This window comes from Streptomyces platensis (genome assembly GCF_008704855.1).
GTDB lineage: Bacteria > Actinomycetota > Actinomycetes > Streptomycetales > Streptomycetaceae > Streptomyces > Streptomyces platensis.
The window spans coordinates 633,518-653,332 of the sequence record NZ_CP023691.1 but is presented as its reverse complement, the minus strand read 5'-3'; the positions used below and the strand labels follow the sequence as shown (position 1 = coordinate 653,332).

Sequence of the window (19,815 nt, the reverse complement as noted above, 5' to 3'; positions counted from 1 at the left end):
GGCTGATCAGGACGCCGTGAACGCCTTCTCCATCTGCTGCGCAGCCTTGCGGTACACCGCCAGCAGATCGAGGTCCTGCCCCGGGTAGTTGGCGATGTTCAGCTGCTTGGCGCCCGAGCCGGGCAGCACCGTTCCGGTCGACATGTTCTCGTTGTCGAGCACGAACTTCGGCTTCTTCGCGGACAGCTCGGACAGCTGCGCCGGCGTCACCGCCTCCGGCCCGTAGGTGCCCACCAGCTGCGCCCCGGCCAGCTTGGCCGCCCAGGCGGTGAACATCTGCGCCGTCACCGCCGGGGCCTTGCCACCCGGCCAGGCGGCCCGCACCTTCTTGTTCAGCGACTCCCACTCCTTGCCGAACGTGGTGTTCCACCGCGCGGCCGCCTGCTGCGTACCGAACGCCTTGCCCAGCCGCGTCACATTCGCCGTCGTCTTCGACGGGGTGTTGTCCAGGTTCAGCTCGATCATCTTGGCCTTCGAGCCCGCCGCCTCCTTGATCCGGCCGGCGAACGGCTCGAACGAGGAGTAGAGGACGTAGTCGGCCTGCGCCACCTTGGCCAGATCGGACGGCTTGACGTCGTAATCGGGCGCATGCCTGATCGAGGCGGGGACGATGGAGGTCACCTGCTTCGCCCCGGCGGCCTTCGCCAGCGCCGCCTCCCAGACCGTGGTGGCGACCACCACGGGACCGGAGGATGCCTTGTCCGACGTGGCCGCGGTCTTTTCCGAGGTTGCGCCGGAGCCGCAGCCGGAGATCAGCAGCAGGCCCGCGCTCAGTGCGATGAGGGGACGGACGAGGCCGCGGGTTCGCGCCATGAGGGAGTTCTCCGTTCAGGGATGAGATGAGCTGCGAGGGCGACCGCACCCGCAGCGAGGACGAGGACCGGCCCGGGCGGCAGGTCCCAGGCCAGCGAGGCAAGAAAGCCGACGACGTTCACGACCAGCCCGATGCCGATCGCCCACAGGGTGATCGAGACCAGCGAGCGGCCGAGCCGGCGGGCGGCGAGGGCGGGCAGCAGGGTGAGCGCGTCCACCAGCAGGGCCCCGGTCAGCCGGATGGCACCGGCCACCGCGACCGCCACCAGGACCAGGAGCAGCACGGTCAGCCGCTGCACCGCCACCCCGGAACACAGCGCCAGCTCCCGGTCGTGCAGCAGCAGCGACAGCTCCCGGCGCCGCCAGACGAACAGTGCGGGCAGAGCTACCGCCAGCGCACCCAGCACCGCGAGATCGGCGGGGCGCACCGCCAGGATCGACCCCCACAGCAGCGCGAAGGCCCCGTTCGCGTTCACCCCGGACAGCGCCAGCATCAGCAGCGCGGCGGCGATGGCCAGGCTCATCAGCAGCCCCATCGCCCCCGACAGACCCTCCGCCGTACGCGCCAGCGGCGCCACCCCGGCACCGGCCAGCGCACACGCGACAAGCGCGCACAACACCGGGTCCAGGCCCAGCAGTTGCCCCACCGCGATGCCCAGCAGCGCCACATGCATCATCGCGAAGCGCACCGGCATGATGTCCAGCCCGACGATCACCACGCCTACTATCGGCAGCCCCAGAGCGGACAGCAGCAGACCGGCCCCGGCACGCTGTACCGGTACCAGCTGGAGCAGGTCACCGGCCTGTCCGAGCGCGTTCACCGGACCTCCCGCAGACGTCCGGCGGCCATCTCCAGCGTCCGGTCGCAGCGCGCGGCCATCGCCCGGTCATGGGTGACCACGAGCACCGTCACCGGCAGCGTGGTGAGCACCTCGGCGGCCTCCTCCTGTCCGGCGAAGTCCAGTGCCGCCGTAGGCTCGTCGGCGAGCAGCACGCCCGCCCCCGCGGCCACACACCCCACCGCCCGCGCCAGATGCATCCGCTGCAACTGCCCACCGGACAGACTGCTCAGCGGACGGTCCCCGAGCGCACCCACCCCGAGGCGCACGGCGGCGGCCGCCGCCTCGTCCGGGGCGCCGCTGCTCGCCAGCAACTCCCTTGCCAGCAGCGGGAAGCGCCCGGCTGCCGGGCGCTGCGGTATCCATGCGCAGGCCCGTCTGCGCCAGGCCCACTCCGCCGCGCTGCGAGCGCCCCGCCGCCCGACGAGGATCTCGCCGTCGACCTGCCGGTGCAGCCCCAGCACCGCCCGCAGCAGCGTCGTCTTGCCCGAACCGTTCGTACCGGTCAGCGCGATCCGTTCACCGGCGGCCACGTCCAGATCGACACCGCTCACGGCCTCCAGACGGCCGTGCCGGCACACCACGCCGTGCATCCGTACGCCGAGACCGGACGCCCTGCTCTCCTGCCGTGCCGCTGGGGGCTCCGGCTGCTCATTGCTGCGCTCCACAGCCCACTAGTCGGCCCGGCCGGGCGTGGAGTTCCCGGCCGGGCGGGATTCTCTGTGCGGGGGCAAGGGCCGGGGCCCGTAGGACGCGGGCGGGACGCGGGACCGCTGCTCCGCACGTCCCCGCGCCCCGGCCTTCCCCCGGGCATCGGCATCCGGTCCCGCTCCCGGACCCCGGCTACCGCATCACGCCGAGGCCGTCGAAGCGGACACCCGCCATGTCGCCCCGAAGCCGGCCGGCGCCGCCTCCCGCTCCGCGCCGTCCGGTCGCCGCGCGGTGCTGCCCTCCGCCGAGTTCACCAGCGCGATCAGCGTCTCCCGGGCCCGTGCCACCCGGGAGCGGACGGTGCCCACCGGACACCTCGCCACCGCCGCGGCCTGCGCATACGGCATCCCGAGCAGTTGCGTGAGCACAAACGCCTCCCGCCGCGCGGGCGCGAGTGCGCAGAGCAGATCGGCCAGCACGACGCCCTCATCGAACCCCGGCAGGATCTCCGGCTGCGCTTGTTCGGCCATGGTCTGCCAGTCGTCGAGCGCGGCGATCCGGGGCCTGGCCCGGTTGGCGCGGATCCGGTCGGCGACCGTGCGCCGGGCGATCGTCAGCAGCCAGGTACGGGCCGAGGACCGGCCCTCGAAGGAGGGGAGGCCCCGGAGGGCCCGCAGATAGGTGTCCTGCACCAAGTCGTCCGCCGCCTGGAAGTCACCGCTCAAATGCGTGACATAGCGCAGCACATCGCGCCGGGTGGCCCGTACGAACCGCTCGACGGCGGCCTCGTCACCGCTGCGGCCCTCCAGCGCCCACTTGGTCACCTGCGCGTCCTCAGCCGCACGCATGCGATGCCTCCTCTCCCTCACGCAGTTCCATGGGTACGGGTATCCGCGATACCGGCATCTGGGCAGGCGTCATCATCAGAAGTCCTTCGCTGGATCCGGTCCGGCGAACGGCGCGGGGGACCGGAGATGTCGGGGCGGGCGCGGCCGGCGCGGCATCCGCGCGCTGTCCGTCCGCTGCCCGGAGGGCGCTCCGCTGTCAGTGGACAGCCGGCGCCTGCGGAGGGCCCCGACGCGAGACGACATGGACCAGCAGTCGGCCGGGCAAGGCGCGATGCGGTGTCCGCTCCGGTTCCCGGGGCTCCGGAGGGAGGGTCGGCAGCACGGTGTGCCGTACGAGGCGGAGGCGCGGCACGAGGGCGAGGGACACCGCACGTACCAGCCGGAAGACCGCGCGCTCGCCGCCCCACATCCACCACACGCTCAGCGTCGCGATCAGCAGATGCGCCGCGAGCATCACACCGGCGCCACCCGGCGCCCCCGGATGCGGGGTGTGCCCCATGACGGCCATCTGGCCGGACATCGACAGACCGCCGAAGTGCCCGCCGTGTGCCATCTCCTGCACCGGCGAACCGTCAACCAGAGCCGCACGCACGCCACTTGGCACCCGCAGCGGATGAAACGGCACTCCGCCACCACACCGCAGCGATTCCCACCACAGCCCGGCCCAGGACAATTTGCTGTGCCCGGTGTGGTCCAGCGCCTGCCCGAGGGCGAAGGCGGAGTGCAGCGTCGCCTGGGTGCCCACCGTCAGGGCCGCCACCGTCAACGGCCCGCGCTCCCGGCCGGCGAAGCACCACGCGCCTCCCGCGGCCCCTACCGCGGCCGTGAGCAGCACCCGCCACGGCAGCACCGCCCCGGAGGTCAGCACATGCCCGACAGCCGTGAGCAGCACACAGACCACCGCGAACGCGATGGCCCGCAATCCCCTGAGTACGTATCCGGCTTCCATGGCGAGAACAGCTTGCCCCTCCCGTGCTCCGTCAGACAGAAGAGGCCCAAAAGATGCTCACTTCCGGAGCGAAAACGACTGCCGGAACGGATGGCGGACTACGGCACATCGAGGGCCCGACGAGCCGCCCAAAGACGTACGGGACACCCCCCACCGAGCAAGAGCCGAATCCGGTGACACATCCGGCGGTACGGCGATATCGGTCCCGATCACGCCCCCCTTTCCGGTCCTTCGGCACCACCCCTCAGGCGACCGGGGCCTCCCGGACAGGCCTGGGCCGGACGAACCCCCGCCACGACCAGTAGCGTCAGGCGCATGCGTACCTTCATCGTCGATGCGTTCACCGACCGGCCCTTCGCCGGGAATCCCGCCGGGGTGTGTCTGCTGGACAGGCCGGCCGACGCCGCCTGGATGCAGCGGGTGGCCGCCGAATTCAACCTCTCCGAAACCGCTTTTGTGCACCGAACCGCGGAAAACACCTACGGACTGCGGTGGTTCACGCCGACGGTGGAGGTCGATCTGTGCGGCCACGCCACGCTGGCCACCGCCCACGTGCTCCACACGACCGGCTCCGCCACTCCCGCGGCACCGCTGCACTTCACCACCCTCAGCGGCGTACTGACCGCCCGTCAGCACGACCAGGGCGCGATATCCCTGGACTTCCCCACGGATGCGCCGACCGCCATCCCCGTACCGCCGCTGCTCGCCACGGCTCTCGGAGCCGAGCCGCAGTGGACCGGCCGGGCCAGGCACGATCTGCTCGTGGAACTGCCGGATGCGGCAACGGTACGTGACCTCACCCCGGACATCGCCGCTCTCGCCGGCTTCAGCGGCCGAGCCGTCATCGTGACCGCGAGCGCCCCGAACGGCGCCGACCACGACTTCGTCTCCCGCGTCTTCGCCCCCGCCGCCGGCATCCCCGAGGACCCCGTCACCGGCGCCGCCCACTGCGTCCTCGCACCCCACTGGGCCGAACGCCTCGGCCGCACCGCACTGAACGGCAGGCAACTCTCCCCACGCGGCGGCCGGGTGGGCGTAGAACTGCGCGACGACCGGGTCACCCTGCTCGGCCACGCGGTAACCGTCTTCACCGGCGAACTGACTCCTTGAAGCAGCCGCAGCGGCGTGCACGGCACCTGCCCGGTACCCGATCCGGACACCGAACCGGCAGAACTCCCTCAGCCGCTCACCAGTTGTGACTGACCCACCCGTTGACGATGATCGACCCCATGACCGCACCACAGCACGGCCCGCTGGCCGACGCCCCGCTTGAGCAGCTCTTTCCCGAGGCCGGGGAGGGGGACCTTGAGCTCATACGGCTCGAAGGCGCACGGATGGATGCGGCGCTCGGCCCGAAGGGGCCGGCGCGGTGGGAATGGGAGCCCGGGGTGCTGTGCACGGACATCACAGTGGGCGACGCCACCGGCGACCGGGTCGAGTACTCGCTACAGGTGGACTGTTCGGAGAGCACCAGTGCCGGGGCCTTCGCGGGCGTGTCGGTGGCGTGCGGGTGCGAGGAGAACCATGAGACGCACCTCGTCCACACGGAACCCGTGTACCTCACGGAACTGACCTCCCTCTACGAAGGAACGGAGCTGGGAATGGCGTTCACCTTCTTGGTGTGGGAGCTGGTCGGCTGGATCGAGAACCCCACGGAACCGGCGGCCTGGCGCGCACGGAAGGGCCTGCCGGCACCCCGAGCAACCGCCGTACCGGGGCACTGAATCGATGGACCGGGTAGGGGATTCAAGTGAGGGGGACGCCGCCGTGGTGTTCACGGACGCCGATGCCGCTGCGCTGTACGACCTGGTGAATCCCTGGGACCCCGAGCGGTGGCCCGGCGACGGCTTCTATGACGAGCTGGTGAGGGCCGCGGGCTCGGTCCTGGACGTCGGTTGTGGCACCGGCGCCATGCTGCGCCTCGCTCGTGAACACGGCCACCGGGGCCGGCTCGTCGGCCTCGATCCGGACCCTGCCGCACTTGCCCGGGCCCGGCGGCGCGCCGATATCGAGTGGGTCGAGGGCACCGCGTCGGACGCACGATGGGACGCTGCGTTCGACCTCGCGACCATGACCGGCCATGCGTTCCAGTGCCTGGTCACCGACGCGGAGTTGGCTGCCTCGCTCGCGGCGGTCCACAGCGCGCTGCGCAGTGGCGGCCGTTTCGCGTTCGAGACGCGGCATCCGCAGGCGCGTGCCTGGGAGGACTGGAATCCGTCGGCGGCGTCCGACGTCGTCGACGCGGCCGGACGGGCCCTGCGCCTGTGGCACGAGACCGAGTCCGTCATCGGTGAGGTGGTCACCTTCACCGGGACGACGGCCGCGGCCGACGGCACCGTGCTCCGCGTCGACCGGACGCGGCTGCGCTTTCCTGCCGAGGCGGTGCTCGACGCGTTCCTCGCCGACGCGGGATTCGTTATCGAGGCCCGGTACGGGGACTGGGGCGGCGGGCCCGTCACCGGTACGAGCCGGGAGATCATCACGATCGCCCGCCGCCGATAGGCGGCCTGCCGGTCCCCTGCAAAGGCACTTGATGGCGCGTCAGGTGATCGACATCACAAGGCTCTGATATTCGATAAAGCGCCAACTGTCCAATTTTGACCGATGGTTTCGTGATACCTTCCTCCAGCTTCTTATTCTTTCATTACATCCATGGGGGGCCGCGGATGTGTTGTCACTCATCCCGGAAGGATCACCGGTCGACGTCTGACTGCCCCTCCTCATCGCGAGGCTCCTCAGGCTTCTGAGGTCTCGACGAGGAGCGGGGGCATTGTCGATGTGGACGGGGTATACGCCGAAAGGCGGCTCGTCGCAGGCCGAAAAGCGCCCGCGAAAGCATGGCGATCCGGCCATTTCTTCAGGACAGCGCAGCTGGTGAATTGGGCGCCGTGCGCGGCGCACAGGAATCGCCCCGCTGATCCGGAGGAGATTCGCCGGATAACGCGCAAGAACCAATGAATTCCCGGGCCGGGAAGGCGCCTTCGCGCCCGGCTCCCTCAGCAGAACCCGGTCGTTTCGACCCTTCAACGGACAGGCTCATGAATCGAATACCTTGGGTGCGCGCCGCTGCCGTCGGCGTCTGCGCCTCGATAGCGCTCGCCGTACCGGCCGTTGCCGCGCACCAGACGCCGCCGGACGCCCCGGACGTCCCCGCCGCCATGACGACTCCGGCGACGGCCGACCCGGCGTCGCCATCCCATGGCCAGGCGACGCCGCCCTCTGGCCCGGTGAAGCCTTCTCCCGGTCCGGTGAAGCGTTCCAAGGGCGTGACGCAGGAAGACATCCGCAAGGCGCAGGAGCTGGAGCGTTACTGGACGCCGGAGCGCATCCGGACCGCCGTCCCCGTGGACGCGCTGCGGGCCGGGGAGACGGCGCAGGCCCCGTTGCGTGCTCCCCACGCGGCGGGCCGGAGCGCGCTGTTCGCGCCGAGCCATCAGGTCGCCTCGGGGGTCCCCACGGTCGGTGTGTTCCTGATCCGCAGTGATGACGGCTCGGCGACGCCCAACCAGTTCTGTAGCGCCAGTGCCGTCACCTCGCCGACCAAGAGTCTCGTGCTCACCGCGGCCCACTGCCTGAAGGGCGACAAGTCGTACCGCAACGTCGCCTTCGTGCCCGGCTACCGCGGCGGGGCCTCGCGGGCCGGCGAGCCCGGGGAGCGGCCCTACGGCCTCTTCCCGATGGAGCTGGGCAAGGTGTGGATCGACGAGCGGTATCTGTCCTCGTCACCCAGCGACGATGTGGATTTCGCCGTCCTGCGCGTCGGATCGAACTCCCAAGGGCAGCTCCTGGAAGACGCCATCGGCCGTGGCAACACCCTCACCACGGTCCCTGCCGCCGGTCTGGCCCGCCGTGAGGTGACGCTCACCGGCTACCCCGGCGGCCAGAAGACCCCGCTCCAGTGCACGAACGCGACCCGGGCCTTCCAGGGCCGGTTCATGGAGATCGCCTGCGACGGCTTCCGTAAGGGGGTCAGCGGTGGTCCGTTCCTGGAAGACTTCGACGGCAGCCGCGGCAACCTCGTCGGCGCCATCGGCGGCTACAAGACCGGCGGCCTCCAGGACAACATCTCCTACAGCGCGCAGTTCGACAACGACGTCCTCCGGCTGTACGACCAGGCGGTCGCGGACGCGGCGCCGGACACCGTCAACCCCCTCGGTGACGCCGGTACGTGGCAGCACGCCACCACCTTCCTCACCGGCCGGTTCCACTCCGACTCGGTGCGCAACAGCACCAGCGACCTGATCGTGCGCTGGTCCGACGGCGAAGTCTCGCTCTACCCCGGCAACCGCGCCTACGGCCTGGGCAAGGACATCCGGCTCGTCAAGGACAAGGCCTGGAAGCAGGCGAAGGCCCTCACCGTGGGCGAATTCACCGGCAACAGCACCGACGACCTCCTCGTCAGCTGGGCCGACGGCAAACTGACCCTCTATAAGGACGTCAACGAAACCAACAAGCTGAACAATCCGATCCAGCTCAAGGGCCCCAACGGCACCTGGACGCATGCCGTGGGCCTCACCGCCGGCCGGTTCGGCGGCGGCAATGCGCGCCGCGATGACCTCGTGGTGCGCTGGTCCGACGCCGAGATGACCCTCTACACCAACGTGGACGGCCGGGGTCTGCACGCCGAGAAACGGCTCGCCAAAGCCAAGAACACGACCTGGGGACACGCCCGCGACAGCGTCGCCGGGAACTTCGCGGCGGCCGCCGGCGACCAGGATCTGTTCGTCCGCTGGTCCGACGGTGAAGTGACGGTGTACGAGAACCTCGGTGCCAAGGGCTGCAAGGGTGAACACCCGCTCCGCCCCGCGAAGTCGCCCTGGCAGTACAGCACTCTGGTCACGGCCGGTGCCTTCGGCGGCGGTACCCGCCAGGACGATCTCCTCGCGCTCTGGCCCAGCGGCAAGCTCTCCATGTACGACGACACCACGGCCACGACCCTGGGCCGCGAACGCCTGCTCGTTCCCGCCCGGATCAGCTGACCCCGTACGTAGCCGCCCCAGGAATGCCGTCCGGTCCCGCCATGGAACCGGACGGCATTGCGCGTCGTTGACGCCCCCCGAGGCGCCGCCCGCAGGTCAGGCCGGTGCCGGAAGGCCGCGGATCAGATCCGCCGCCTTCTCCGCGATCATGATGGTGGGGGCGTTGGTGTTGCCCCGCACCACCGTCGGCATCACCGACGCGTCCACCACGCGCAGACCGCTGACACCGTGCACCCGGAGCCGGGAGTCCACCACGGGGCCGATCGCGCAGGTGCTCGCGGGGTGGTAGAGGGTATGGAGCTCGCGCCGGGCGAACTCCAGCAGCCCGGCGTCGTCCGTGGAGCGGGGGACGCGGAAGTCGGCGCGCCGGTGCTTGCGCAGGCTGGGCTGATCGGCGATGTCCAGCAGCAGTCGCAGCGCCCGTACCACCGTGGCGCGGTCCTCCTCCGTCGCCAGATAGTTGTGCAGGATGTGCGGTTTGGCGCTGGGAATCGCCGACCGCAGCGAGACCTTGCCCCGGCTGGTGGGGGTGAGCAGGGCCGCGCCGAACATGAAGGCATGGTCGGTGACCGGGCTGATGCCCTCCTCGTGGAACATCACCGGAGTGGCGTGTACCTGGACATCGGGAGCGTCCAGGCCCTCGCGAGTGCGGTGGAACCCCCCGACCTCACCGACGTTGGAGCTGAGCGGTCCCCGGCCCTCGGTCTCCAGCAAGCGCACATTGTCCGGCGTCTGGGCCGTCAGCAGGGATTCGGTGTCGGTCAGGTACAACAGGCCGATGTGTGCGTGGTCCTGAAGGTTTTCCCCCACCGGGAGCTCCACCCGGGGCGTGATGCCGTGCGGCGTCAGCTCATCGGCCACACCGATACCCGACAGCATGAGCAGCTGCGGGGAGTTGTACGCCCCGGCCGCCAGCACCACCTCCCGCTCGGCGTGCCGCTGGAGCAGTTCACCGCCCCGTTCCAGCTCGACCCCGGTCGCACGGTCCCCGTCGAACAGCACCCGGGTGCACTGTGCGCCGGTGAGCACGTCGAGATTCGGCCGGTCCAGGGCGGGCCGCAGATAGGCGACGGCTGTGCTGCACCGCAGCCCGTCGCGCTGCGTCAGGTGGTAGTGGCCGACGCCGTCCTGCTCCGGACCGTTGAAATCCGCGGTGTACGGGTGGCCGGCCTCCTGGGCGGCCGCCACGTAGGCAGTCATCAGGGGATGCTGCGAGCGGCCTTCGCTGACGGTCAGCGGCCCGCCGGTGCCGTGCCATGGCGAGGTCTCCCCGCGGAAGTCCTCGGCGCGCAGGAAGTAGGGGAGGACGTCGTCCCAGCCCCACTGCTCCGCGCCGGCGGCGGCCCAGGCGTCGTAGTCCCGGCGGTTTCCCCGGATGTAGATCATCGCGTTCATCGACGAGGACCCACCGAGCATCCGGCCGCGGGGCAGGAACCGGCGCCGGCCGTCCAGGCCCGGTTCGCAGTCGCTGAGGTAGCTCCAGTCGTACTTCGTCTGGAACAGCTTGCTGAAGGCGGCCGGCACATGGATTTCCTGCGCATCATCCGCCGGTCCGGCCTCGACGAGGAGCACGCGGGTGTGCTCGTCCTCGGTGAGCCGGGCCGCCAGCACACATCCGGCCGACCCGGCTCCCACGATGATGTAGTCGTACACCCGTACCCCTCACGCAGCGCTCTTGCGGACCCCACCAGCCAAGCCGCACCGGCAGGTCCGCTCACACCGGGAAACCAGCCAATGTGTGGGGTCGGCGGGCGGACCGCCGCGCTCACGGGCGGCATGCTCACCGCCGGAACCGCGGCGGCACGGAGGGGTGCGAGCACAGACAGCGGCGGAGACGTCGACCGGCACGGCGGCCACGAGGCCGCTCACCCCGGGCCCGGGGCCACGCCGAGTGTCCGCACCTGAGGGACGGGCGCAGAATGAAGAGAGCCGTTCCGGCGCCCGGAGGGCGGACGGGCCACCGCGCGCGGCGGGTGGAAGGACAAGCCGGTGCCATCAGATCGGCCGAGCGGGCAGCAGGCTCGCGGACCACTCTGGTCCGAGCCCGGGTCGCTGCTGGAACATGTCGCCGTCGCCGTGTTCGGCATCGATGACGCCAACCGGATCTGCTACTGGGGCCCCGGCGCCGAGCAGCTTTTCGGCTACCGGGCCGCGGAGGCGCTGGCGAAACCCGGCGCCCTTCTCTTCCCCGCCTCGCCCGATGAGGGCCCCGACGCGTGCGCCCGCCTGGCCGAGCGCGGCCGGACCGAGGGCTACTGGCGTGGGCGGCTGCTCGCCGCGCATCCGGACGGTTCGGCCTTCGACTGCGGCTTCCGGGTCTTCCCGGTGGCCGGGGAGGCGGGGCATTCGGTGGTCATGGCCCTGGCGAGCCGCGGCGACGAACTGGACCGGGTGAAGACCAATCTCGCCTTCCTCGACGCGCTCTTCGAGACCTGCCCCATCGGCCTGGTCATGCTCGACGAGGAGCTGCGCTACGCCCACCTCAACCAGGGCCTGGCCGACATCAACGGGCTCCCCATCGAGGACCACCTGGGGCGGCACCTCACCGACATCATGATCACCGCGGACGGCGGCGAGTACGAGCAGATGCTGCGCGACGTCGCCCGGGACGGCAAGCCGATCGCGGGAGTGCGGGTCGGGATGCGCACCCGGGGCCACCCGGACCGGGACAAGGTCCTGTCGGTGAGCTTCTTCCCGCTCTCCCGGGCCGGGGGCACCCGCGCGGGAGTGGGCGGTCTGCTGGTGGATGTGACCGACCGGGAGCAGGCCATCGTGGAGGCGACCGCCACCCGCCAGCGGCTGGCGCTGCTGGACCAGGCGTCCACCCGGATCGGCACCACCCTGGACGTGAAGGTCACCGCCCAGGAGCTGGTCGACGCCGTGGTTCCGGTCTTCGCCGACGCGGCCGTCGTGGAGCTCGTGGAAGGGCTGGACGAGCGGCAGCCGTTCGACCCGGCGCTGCCGGTGCTCACTCGCCGTCTCGCACACGGCACCGTGCTGCCCCCTCCCGCGACGGAACTCGTCAGCGGGGTGGCCGGAGTGCACTACCCGCCGGGCTCCGCCATCCACCGGATGCTGCGCACCGGCCGTCCGATCGCGGTGCCGGTGAACGAGGAGTTCATGCTGCGGACCATGCTCGACGAAGCACGTGCCCGGTTGCTGGCCGACAGCGGTCTGACCTGCCTCCTCCTCGCCCCGCTCATCGCCCGGGACACGGTGCAGGGCATCGCCATCTTCGGCCGGTCGGCGGCCCGCGCGACTTTCACCGATCAAGACCTCAGCCTGGCCTCGGAGCTCGCCTCCCGCGCCGCGCTCTGCCTGGACAACGCCCGCCTCTACAGCCGCGAGCGGAACATCGCGCTCACCTTCCAGCGCGCGCTGCTGCCCAGCTCCCTGGGGTCCTTCCCGTCCCTGCACCTCGCCCACCGCTATCTGCCCGGCAGTCACGTCACCGAGGTCGGCGGCGACTGGTACGACGTGATCGACCTGCCCGACCAGCGAGTCGCCCTGGTCGTCGGCGATGTCATGGGACACGGCGTCTCGGCCGCCGCATCGATGGGCAGGCTGCGCATCACCGCCAAGGCCCTGGCCCGCCACGACCAGGAACCGGAAAAGCTGCTCACCGAACTCGACCACTGCGCCCAGGAGGCGGGCATCGAACTCGCCACCTGCCTCTACATCCGCTATGACCCCGTCACCGGAGGCACCCGGATCGCCAGCGCCGGCCACCCCCCGCCGCTCCTCCGCTATCCCGACGGCCGGACCGAGGTCATCGACGAGGTGCTGGGGGTACCCCTCGGCGTCGGCGGCTGCCCCTTCCGCTCGACGGAGGTCGACCTGCCCGACGACACCACCCTCGTCCTCTACACCGACGGTCTCATCGAGGCCCGGGACCACGACATCGACGAGGGGCTGACGGCGCTGCGCAGCGAACTGCACCGGCTCCCGGACTCCTTGGAAGCCGCCGCGGACCACATCCTCGCCCGCCTCGTACCGAGCTCCCCGGCCGATGACACGGTTCTGCTGCTCGCCCGGGTCCACCGCGTACGGCCGTGAGGAGCTGACCCCGGCACCGACGGGCCGGCGTCCTTCAAGGGAGGCCCGGCGCGGCCATGCGCGCGGAGACGCACGGGTCCTCGTTGCGGTATCCGAGCCGGGTGTAGAGCCGTTCGGCGGGGGAGTTGTCGGCGAGCTGCCACAGCGTGCAGAACCCGTGCCGGCGTACGGCGTACCGGGTCAGCCACGAGGTCAGCGCCGCGCCGAGCCCCTGACCGCGCAGCCGCGCGTCCGTCGCGACCGATGCCATCAGCGGGGCCCCGCTGTCCCGCAGGCTGCTCAGGGCGCCGCAGGCCACCAGCCGCCCGTCGGGGGCGCGGATACCGGTCCACAGGCTGACGCCGGCGGAGCCGGGGCCGGTCGAATGGGCGGGGCTGTGCTCGTTGAGGAAGGCGAGCAGCTCCTCGTGGTGCGTCTCGTCCAGCTCGATCACCCGCTCCTCGGCCCGTTGGAGGGGCGGTTCCTCCAGCGTCCACCGGAAGACCCACTCGACGACATCGGACACCGCCAGGTGGCGGCCGACCAGGGTGTCGGTGCCCCGGGGGCCGGTGAACTCCCTTATGCCGTCGGGGAGTTCATGCGCGGCACGGAGCACGAGCCCGGCGGCGGGAACCGCTTCGCCGACGCTCCACAGATGTCCGCGGGCGTCGTCGAGCCAGGCGGCAGCACCGTTGCCGGACCAGCTGATCCGGCCGGACGGGCGTCGTCGGGCAGCGCCGAAACGCAGCAGGGCTGCGCCGGCCTGCTGCTCCAGACCCTGCTGGAACAGGTCTGCGGTCCGGGGAGGAAGAGTCGTTGCCTGCATCGCTCTCTCGGGAAGGACGTAACGGGAGGGCGACGGCCCGGACACGCACAGGGCGCAGCCGGAACCGACCGTCTGGGGGTGTGGGGGAGTCCCGGCAGGGGCTGCGCAGGCGGCGCGCCCGGCTGACCGGGAGGCCCACTGTTGCACACCGCCCCTGGCCCGAGGCAAATCCGGGGACCGGGCGGCGAATGCGTTCCGGAAATTGCGGCGGCGGACACCGCGGACTGGCCCCGCCGACCGGCCCCGTTCACTCAGGGAACGGGCCCGGGATTGCCTGCTCTCCCGGGCGCGACCAGCGCGGATACCGTCTCCCGTGCGCACGCTGTGGCCCCGCCGGGCCGCCGCGGGAGGGGTGGTGTTGATCACGATGCGGACCGGTGCGCTCCCTGCCCACGGCATCGCCGGCCCGTGGCCCCGCGGGCCGGCCCGGCGCGACTGCGCGGCCTCCCCGATCCGGGGAACATGGAAGCACTGCGAGGTGTAGTGGACACGGGCCGCAGCCCGGAGCCGGCGGGGCCGCATGCCGCGCGCACAGGCGGAGGAGGTGCCTGGGATGGGTACAGCAGGCCCCTTCGGCCCGGCGGGCGACCAGCCGCCTCCCGGGGCGCCGCAGCGGAGCGGGCTGCTGGATCTGCTCAGCGTCGCGGCGGTGCTGCTCGACGGCGAGGGCCGGATCGTGCTGTGGAGCCCGCAGGCCGAGAAGCTGTTCGGCTACACCGCGCAGGAGGCGCTGGGCCGGTTCGCGGGGCGGCTGCTGGTCCACGAGCGGGACCTGGACCTGGTGATCAGCCTGTTCGCCGAGGTGATGGCGACGGGCGAGAGCTGGGCCGGCGCCTTCCCCGTCCGGCACAAGGACGGCAGCTCCCGGCTCGTCGAGTTCCGCAATATGCGGCTGCTGGACGACCGCGGTGACTTCTACGCCCTCGGCATCGCCACGGACGAGGAGATCCTGCGCCAGGTGGAACGCGATGTGGCGCTCTCCACGCGACTGGTCTCGCAGTCCCCGATCGGCCTGGCCGTCCTGGACACCGAGCTGCGCTATCTGGCCGTGAACCCGGCGCTGGCGCGGATGAACGGGGTGCCCGCCGAGGAGCACATCGGCCGGTCGGTACCGGAGGTGCTGCCGTTCCTGGACACCGACGCCATCGAAGCCGCCTTGCGGCAGGTCCTGGCGTCCGGCACGCCCCTGGTCGACGAGTACACCGTGGGCCGCACCCCCGCCGACCCCGACAACGAGCACACCTGGTCGGTCTCCTACTACCGGCTGGAGGACCCGGGCGGCCGGGTGCTCGGGGTGGCCGGCCTCTCGGTGGACGTCACCGACCGGCACCGCGCGGCCACCGAGGCGGCCCGCGCCCGCCGCCGCCTGGCCATGATCGCCGACGGCACCGCCCGGATCGGCACCACTCTGGAGGTGGAGCAGACCGCCCGCGAGCTGGCCGAGGTCGCCGTGCCCGAGCTCGCCGACGTAGCGGCGGTGGACATCCTGGATTCCGTCCTGGAAGGCCGCCCGCCCCAGGCTTCCGGCGCCCGCCCCGCGCTCTTCCGGGCCCTCGCGGTCAAGGCCGCCTACCCCACGGAGGCGGTCCGCGCCGCCGATCCACCCGGCCACCTCGCCAGTTACGGAGCCGACCGACTGGCCACCCGGTGTGTACGCACCGGCCGGCCCCTCCTGATAGCCCACGTCCAGGAGCGGGACCTGGCCCATATCGCCCGCGACCCCGAGGCCGCCGCCCTGCTGGCCAGAGCCGGTATCCACACGTATCTCACGATGCCGCTGATCTCCCGCGGCGAGGTACTCGGCGCCCTGGGCCTCACCCGTGCCCGCAACCCGCTGCCGTTCGACGAGGACGACCTCGCGCTGGCCGCCGAACTGGCCGAGCGCGCCGCGGTGTGCATCGACAATGCCCGCCTCTACCAAGGCCAGCGCAACGCCGCCATCACCCTCCAGCGGAGCCTGCTCCCCGACCGGCCGCCGCACCGGAAGGGCCTGGAGATCGCCACCCGCTACCAGCCCGCCGGCACGACCAGCGAAGTCGGCGGCGACTGGTTCGACGTGGTCCCCCTCGGGGCGGACAAGACCGCGCTGGTCGTGGGCGATGTGATGGGCAGCGGCATCGGCGCCGCCACCACCATGGGACGCCTGCGCACCGCCACCTCCACCCTGGCCGACCTCGACATCCCGCCCACCGAGGTGCTGCGGCACATCGACAAGATCACCGCAGATCTGGACCAGTACGCCACCTGCGCCTACGCCGTCTACGACCCGCAGCACGCGGTCTGCCACATCGCCGTCGCCGGACATCTGCCACCGGTACTGATGCCCACGGGCCGGTCGCCGGAGCTGCTCGACCTGCCCATCGGCGTACCCCTAGGGGTCGGCGGGGTGCCCTTCGAGGAGGCCACCTTCCGCCTGCGCCCCGGCGACCAGCTGGTCCTCTACACCGACGGACTGGTCGAGACCCGCCACGACCCCATCGATGAGCGCCTGGCGCTCCTGCTCGACCTTCTCACCCGCCCGGACCGCACGCTGGAGGACACCTGCGACCGCCTTCTTGACGCCCTGCGCGACCCGGGCGACCCGGACGACGTCGCCCTCCTCATCGCGCGGGCCGGGGGCCAGGGACGGGGCACGTAGGGGCTGGTCGTGAGGATCACGGGGACACCTGACGCCGGTCGTTCGCCACAGCGCGGAACGGGCTCCATCGGGCCCTCAGAGAGCCGGGGGCTGGGTGTCGCCCTAGATACGGCGGATCCGGGCAGCCAGCGCGTGCCCGACGCACACATAGACGACGGCGGGCAGCCCGTAATTCAGCACGGTCCGCAACCAGTCGGCGTCCATGGTGAACAGATCGTGCGACCAACCGGCCAGCCAGCCGGCCGCCGCATGGACAAAGGTGACCAGGTCATTGGCGCGGTTCGCGTCGACGAGGGCGAACAGGATCCACAGACCGAGGATCAATGCCGTCAGATCCGCGAGGACGACGACGACCTTCGCTGCTTCGTTGTTGCGGTAACGAGCGCGTGTGGACATGCGCAACGCGTTGCCGCTTTCGGCCGCTTGAAACGCGGCCGTGAGACGTCCGCCGCCAGCTCCACTGCCGGAGCAGGCCGGCGGTACCCGCGAGGCCGGTGACCGGTCCGGCCGGTCACCGAGTCACTCGGACGGCTCCTGGCCGGTGCGCGTCAGGCTCGCGATATGGGCGCGATAGGCAGTGACTTCGGCCTCGGTGAGGGCCAGGCGGCCGGGGCCGGGCTGGTCGGCCGGGAGTTCGGTCGACTGGACCGCGGCCCGGTACATGGGGCCGGGCAGGTTCAGCAACAGCTGGCCCTGCTCGGCGGTTTCGATCACCAGCCATGAGTCGGCGTTGGCGTCGTGGACATCGGTGACTCCGATGGTGCTGATGGCGGTCACGGTCAGAACCGGAGGGATTTCGCTCATGTCACCTCCCTATCAGCCGTCGCCGGACACGGCGAATCGCCACGGGGGCGGGCTCCCCACCAGGAGAGTCCGCCCCCGCAGCACAGCAGGAGCCGGCCGGCACCCGGTCACCGACCGTCGTGCCCGGCCCGGCTCCTAGCGCAGGAGGTCGGCCAGGGCCCCGCCGCCGGTGTGCACACCGCCGGACGGCCGGTGGTGGTCCCGCCTGTGGTGATCGCGGTTGTGGTGATCGCGGTTGTCGTGATCGCGGTTGTGGTGATCGCGCCTGTGGTGGTTCTTCCTGTGATGGTCGCGCTTGTGGTGTCCGTGCTTGCACCGGTCGTGGTCGTGACGGGAGCTGCTCGACGCGACATGGTCCGTGGTGTGGTCCTCGACCGCGGTCGCGGTGGGAGCGGTGACCGCGAACATCGCGGTGATCACGGCTGAGGCGAACAGAGTGCGGGCAGTGCGCATGGACATGTTCCTTTCGGCCTGCTGCGAAGGGCGACACCCTGTCGGCCTTCTGCGGCGCAGTAGTGATATGACACACAGCCAGTTGCATTGTCACGGCGCACCACTTGAGAGCCCCGAAACCGGGCGAATAATTGAGCCTCCCGGGTGGCCCGAGCACGCCGCTGTTGCCGACGTCCTGGGCAGGAAGGGCATGAGCATGACGGAGCCGCGCTCCCGGGGCTTCCTCATTTGGCCGGTCGCCGGTGGAGCCGTCACCGAATCAAGCCATATCGAAATTCGGCTGCGCAAATAACCCGGCGGCGCATAAGAATTCGCCCAATAAATGCGCGCATTCAGTCAACGGAGGTGTGCAGAGCCGTAAACGCTCCGCGCCCTGAGGAAAACCACATGCGCGGAAACGCGAACCCGGAGACGCTGGTACGCCGTACCCCGAGGATCAAGGAGAAGGCATGGAACCCTGTGCAGAGTGCGGTGCGCCGATGGACCCGCGATCTTGTGACGAGCTGTTCCAGACACTGCTCGCGCTGGACCATGCACGGCAGGCACCGTGGGGGCCGCTGCACGGCGTCTCCGTCGCCTGCTTCCTGCTCCAACACCCCAGCCGGCTTCCCGCCGACAACGGCGCGAGGGCCTGGGCGCTCCTGCAGGCCTACCTCGCAGGCGGCCTCGACGAGGTGAACCAGCTCGTCGGCCGGGCCCGCCGTGGCAACTCCCATCGTGTGAAAGGCGGGCCCGCACCAGCAGCCCGGGACGCGGCCCTGCCGCACCGGGACGCGCCGCCCTCCCGTTTCTCCGTCACGATCCATGAGGTCGCCGTCGACGGGTCGTTCCCCTCCGCGGAGTTCACAGAACGCGTGACGGCCTGGGCCGCCGCGACGGTCGACGCGTGGAGCTAGGCGCTGTCGGCATGTCCGCGCGGCCGACGGGACTGTGCCGACCCCCTCTAGGTCACGATCCCGTTGAGGACCCCGCGGTCATCCGGCCGCTTGCGTTCACGCAGCGACACGGGCAGCAACGGCCGGACGAACTCCCGCTCGGCATCGGACAGTTCATGGCGACGTATCACCCGATCATGATCCGCCACCACCGACGAGGAGGAGACGGCCCTGTCGTCCGTGCTCGACACATGCGCCGACTGACCTGCTCACGTTTTCAGTCCGCACTCGCAGGCGGTGCACGCACTCGGGCACTGGGGCCGTAGCGCATTTGGTACAGCGCACCACTTTGGATCGCTGTACCAAGCGTGCCACCATCGAGGTATGACAACGCGAGCAGGCCGACCACAGCGGCGCAACCAGGTGCTCTCCCGAGAGCAGATCATCGACACCGCGGTCGCGATGCTCGATGCGGGCGGCGAGGGCGCGCTGACCATCCGGGCGCTGACCGAACGGCTGTCCACCGGTTCCGGGGCGATCTACTACCACGTGGGCACCCGTGACGAACTGCTCGACACGGCGACGGAAACCGTGATCGGCGCGGCGCTGGCGACCCGGCCCGCCGGGGCCGCGGCCACGCCCGGGGATGAGATCCGTGCCGTCGCGCTGGCGCTGTTCGACGCGATTGCCGTACACCAGTGGCTCGCCACGCGGCTGACCCGCCAGATCATCCGGAACCCGGTCGGCCCGGTGACGGTGGGTATCTTCGAGCGGATCGGCGGGCAGATGGGCGCCCTGGGCGTGCCGCGAGCCTCCTGGTTCGACGGGGCCTCGACGCTCGTGCACTACATCCTGGGAGCCGCCGGCCAGAGCGCCCGCATGGAGGGGGATATCTCAGGGATCGACCCCGACGGGGATCGCGACGAGTTCCTCGAGGCGGCGTCGGCGGCATGGCAGGAGCTGGACCCGGAGGCTTACCCGTTCATGCACGCCGTTGTCGGCCAGATGAGAGAGCACGACGACCGCGAACAGTTCCTCACCGGCATCGCCGTCATCCTCGACGGCCTCACCCATCTGCGCTGACCCGGCCGATCCGGGCGGATGG

General features: G+C 71.0%; 19 protein-coding genes. 8 read left to right on the top strand and 11 right to left on the bottom strand.

The features are described 5' to 3' along the window. Positions 1 to 6: 6 nt before the first annotated feature. The 5 genes from CP981_RS02845 to CP981_RS02825 all read right to left on the bottom strand — a co-directional run bounded on the left by CP981_RS02845 (position 7) and on the right by CP981_RS02825 (position 4,100). On the bottom strand, positions 7 to 813 hold the full coding sequence (locus CP981_RS02845) for a metal ABC transporter substrate-binding protein (RefSeq protein ID WP_085925866.1): 807 nt from the start codon (positions 811 to 813) through the stop codon (positions 7 to 9). After that, positions 771 to 1,634, bottom strand: coding sequence for a metal ABC transporter permease (locus CP981_RS02840; protein WP_085925865.1), 864 nt, complete (start codon positions 1,632 to 1,634; stop codon positions 771 to 773). The genes CP981_RS02845 and CP981_RS02840 overlap by 43 nt, the downstream gene beginning before the upstream one ends. Continuing rightward, entirely contained in the window at positions 1,631 to 2,245 is a 615-nt protein-coding gene (locus CP981_RS02835; protein WP_085925864.1) for an ABC transporter ATP-binding protein, read from the bottom strand. Before CP981_RS02835 ends, CP981_RS02840 begins: the two co-directional genes overlap by 4 nt. A gap of 258 nt (positions 2,246 to 2,503) precedes the next feature. Further along, positions 2,504 to 3,151, bottom strand: a complete 648-nt coding sequence (locus CP981_RS02830) for a sigma-70 family RNA polymerase sigma factor (protein WP_085925863.1) — start codon at positions 3,149 to 3,151, stop codon at positions 2,504 to 2,506. Between the two features lie 196 nt (positions 3,152 to 3,347). Further along, positions 3,348 to 4,100: a hypothetical protein gene (locus tag CP981_RS02825; RefSeq protein WP_085925862.1), complete on the bottom strand. Its 753-nt coding sequence runs from the start codon at positions 4,098 to 4,100 to the stop codon at positions 3,348 to 3,350. 315 nt (positions 4,101 to 4,415) lie between these two features. Here CP981_RS02825 and CP981_RS02820 point away from each other — a divergent pair, with 315 nt between their 5' ends. From CP981_RS02820 to CP981_RS02805, 4 genes are all read left to right on the top strand, one after another. Beyond that, entirely contained in the window at positions 4,416 to 5,210 is a 795-nt protein-coding gene (locus CP981_RS02820; RefSeq protein ID WP_085925861.1) for a PhzF family phenazine biosynthesis protein, read from the top strand. Between the two features lie 119 nt (positions 5,211 to 5,329). Then, on the top strand, positions 5,330 to 5,824 hold the full coding sequence (locus CP981_RS02815) for a hypothetical protein (protein ID WP_143658926.1): 495 nt from the start codon (positions 5,330 to 5,332) through the stop codon (positions 5,822 to 5,824). 46 nt (positions 5,825 to 5,870) lie between these two features. Beyond that, positions 5,871 to 6,602: a class I SAM-dependent methyltransferase gene (locus CP981_RS02810; RefSeq protein ID WP_085925904.1), complete on the top strand. Its 732-nt coding sequence runs from the start codon at positions 5,871 to 5,873 to the stop codon at positions 6,600 to 6,602. 536 nt (positions 6,603 to 7,138) lie between these two features. Next, positions 7,139 to 9,079 (top strand): trypsin-like serine peptidase, encoded by a 1,941-nt coding sequence (locus CP981_RS02805; protein ID WP_143658924.1) that lies wholly within the window; start codon positions 7,139 to 7,141, stop codon positions 9,077 to 9,079. Positions 9,080 to 9,175: 96 nt separating this feature from the next. On the opposite strand, the gene CP981_RS02800 is transcribed toward CP981_RS02805, so the two are convergent. Continuing rightward, positions 9,176 to 10,732, bottom strand: coding sequence for a GMC family oxidoreductase (locus tag CP981_RS02800; RefSeq protein ID WP_085925858.1), 1,557 nt, complete (start codon positions 10,730 to 10,732; stop codon positions 9,176 to 9,178). 336 nt (positions 10,733 to 11,068) lie between these two features. Between CP981_RS02800 and CP981_RS02795 the strand changes: the two genes are divergently transcribed. Beyond that, entirely contained in the window at positions 11,069 to 13,135 is a 2,067-nt protein-coding gene (locus tag CP981_RS02795; RefSeq protein WP_085925857.1) for a SpoIIE family protein phosphatase, read from the top strand. A gap of 34 nt (positions 13,136 to 13,169) precedes the next feature. Here the strand turns inward: CP981_RS02795 and CP981_RS02790 are convergent, their stop codons facing one another. Beyond that, positions 13,170 to 13,940, bottom strand: a complete 771-nt coding sequence (locus CP981_RS02790) for a GNAT family N-acetyltransferase (protein WP_085925856.1) — start codon at positions 13,938 to 13,940, stop codon at positions 13,170 to 13,172. A 553-nt stretch (positions 13,941 to 14,493) separates the two neighbouring features. On the opposite strand from CP981_RS02790, the gene CP981_RS02785 reads away from it, so the two are divergent. Then, positions 14,494 to 16,578 (top strand): SpoIIE family protein phosphatase, encoded by a 2,085-nt coding sequence (locus CP981_RS02785; protein WP_085925855.1) that lies wholly within the window; start codon positions 14,494 to 14,496, stop codon positions 16,576 to 16,578. Between the two features lie 102 nt (positions 16,579 to 16,680). Here the strand turns inward: CP981_RS02785 and CP981_RS02780 are convergent, their stop codons facing one another. The 3 genes from CP981_RS02780 to CP981_RS02770 form a co-directional block, all read right to left on the bottom strand. Continuing rightward, the gene (locus tag CP981_RS02780; protein WP_085925854.1) at positions 16,681 to 16,974 is read right to left on the bottom strand and encodes a hypothetical protein; all 294 of its coding nucleotides are present in this window, start codon (positions 16,972 to 16,974) and stop codon (positions 16,681 to 16,683) included. A gap of 123 nt (positions 16,975 to 17,097) precedes the next feature. Further along, positions 17,098 to 17,382 carry a hypothetical protein gene (locus tag CP981_RS02775; protein ID WP_085925853.1) on the bottom strand — a complete coding sequence of 95 codons (285 nt, stop codon included), beginning with the start codon at positions 17,380 to 17,382 and terminating at the stop codon, positions 17,098 to 17,100. A 135-nt stretch (positions 17,383 to 17,517) separates the two neighbouring features. Next, positions 17,518 to 17,835: a hypothetical protein gene (locus CP981_RS02770; RefSeq protein WP_085925852.1), complete on the bottom strand. Its 318-nt coding sequence runs from the start codon at positions 17,833 to 17,835 to the stop codon at positions 17,518 to 17,520. Between the two features lie 449 nt (positions 17,836 to 18,284). Between CP981_RS02770 and CP981_RS02765 the strand changes: the two genes are divergently transcribed. After that, a complete protein-coding gene (locus CP981_RS02765) occupies positions 18,285 to 18,731 on the top strand; it encodes a DUF5946 family protein (RefSeq protein WP_085925851.1) in 447 nt (148 codons plus the stop codon). Positions 18,732 to 18,778: 47 nt separating this feature from the next. Here CP981_RS02765 and CP981_RS38430 read toward each other — a convergent pair whose 3' ends face one another. Further along, the gene (locus CP981_RS38430; protein WP_143658922.1) at positions 18,779 to 18,901 is read right to left on the bottom strand and encodes a transposase; all 123 of its coding nucleotides are present in this window, start codon (positions 18,899 to 18,901) and stop codon (positions 18,779 to 18,781) included. Between the two features lie 193 nt (positions 18,902 to 19,094). Here CP981_RS38430 and CP981_RS02755 point away from each other — a divergent pair, with 193 nt between their 5' ends. Then, positions 19,095 to 19,793 carry a TetR/AcrR family transcriptional regulator gene (locus CP981_RS02755; RefSeq protein WP_085925849.1) on the top strand — a complete coding sequence of 233 codons (699 nt, stop codon included), beginning with the start codon at positions 19,095 to 19,097 and terminating at the stop codon, positions 19,791 to 19,793. Positions 19,794 to 19,815 lie beyond the last annotated feature (22 nt).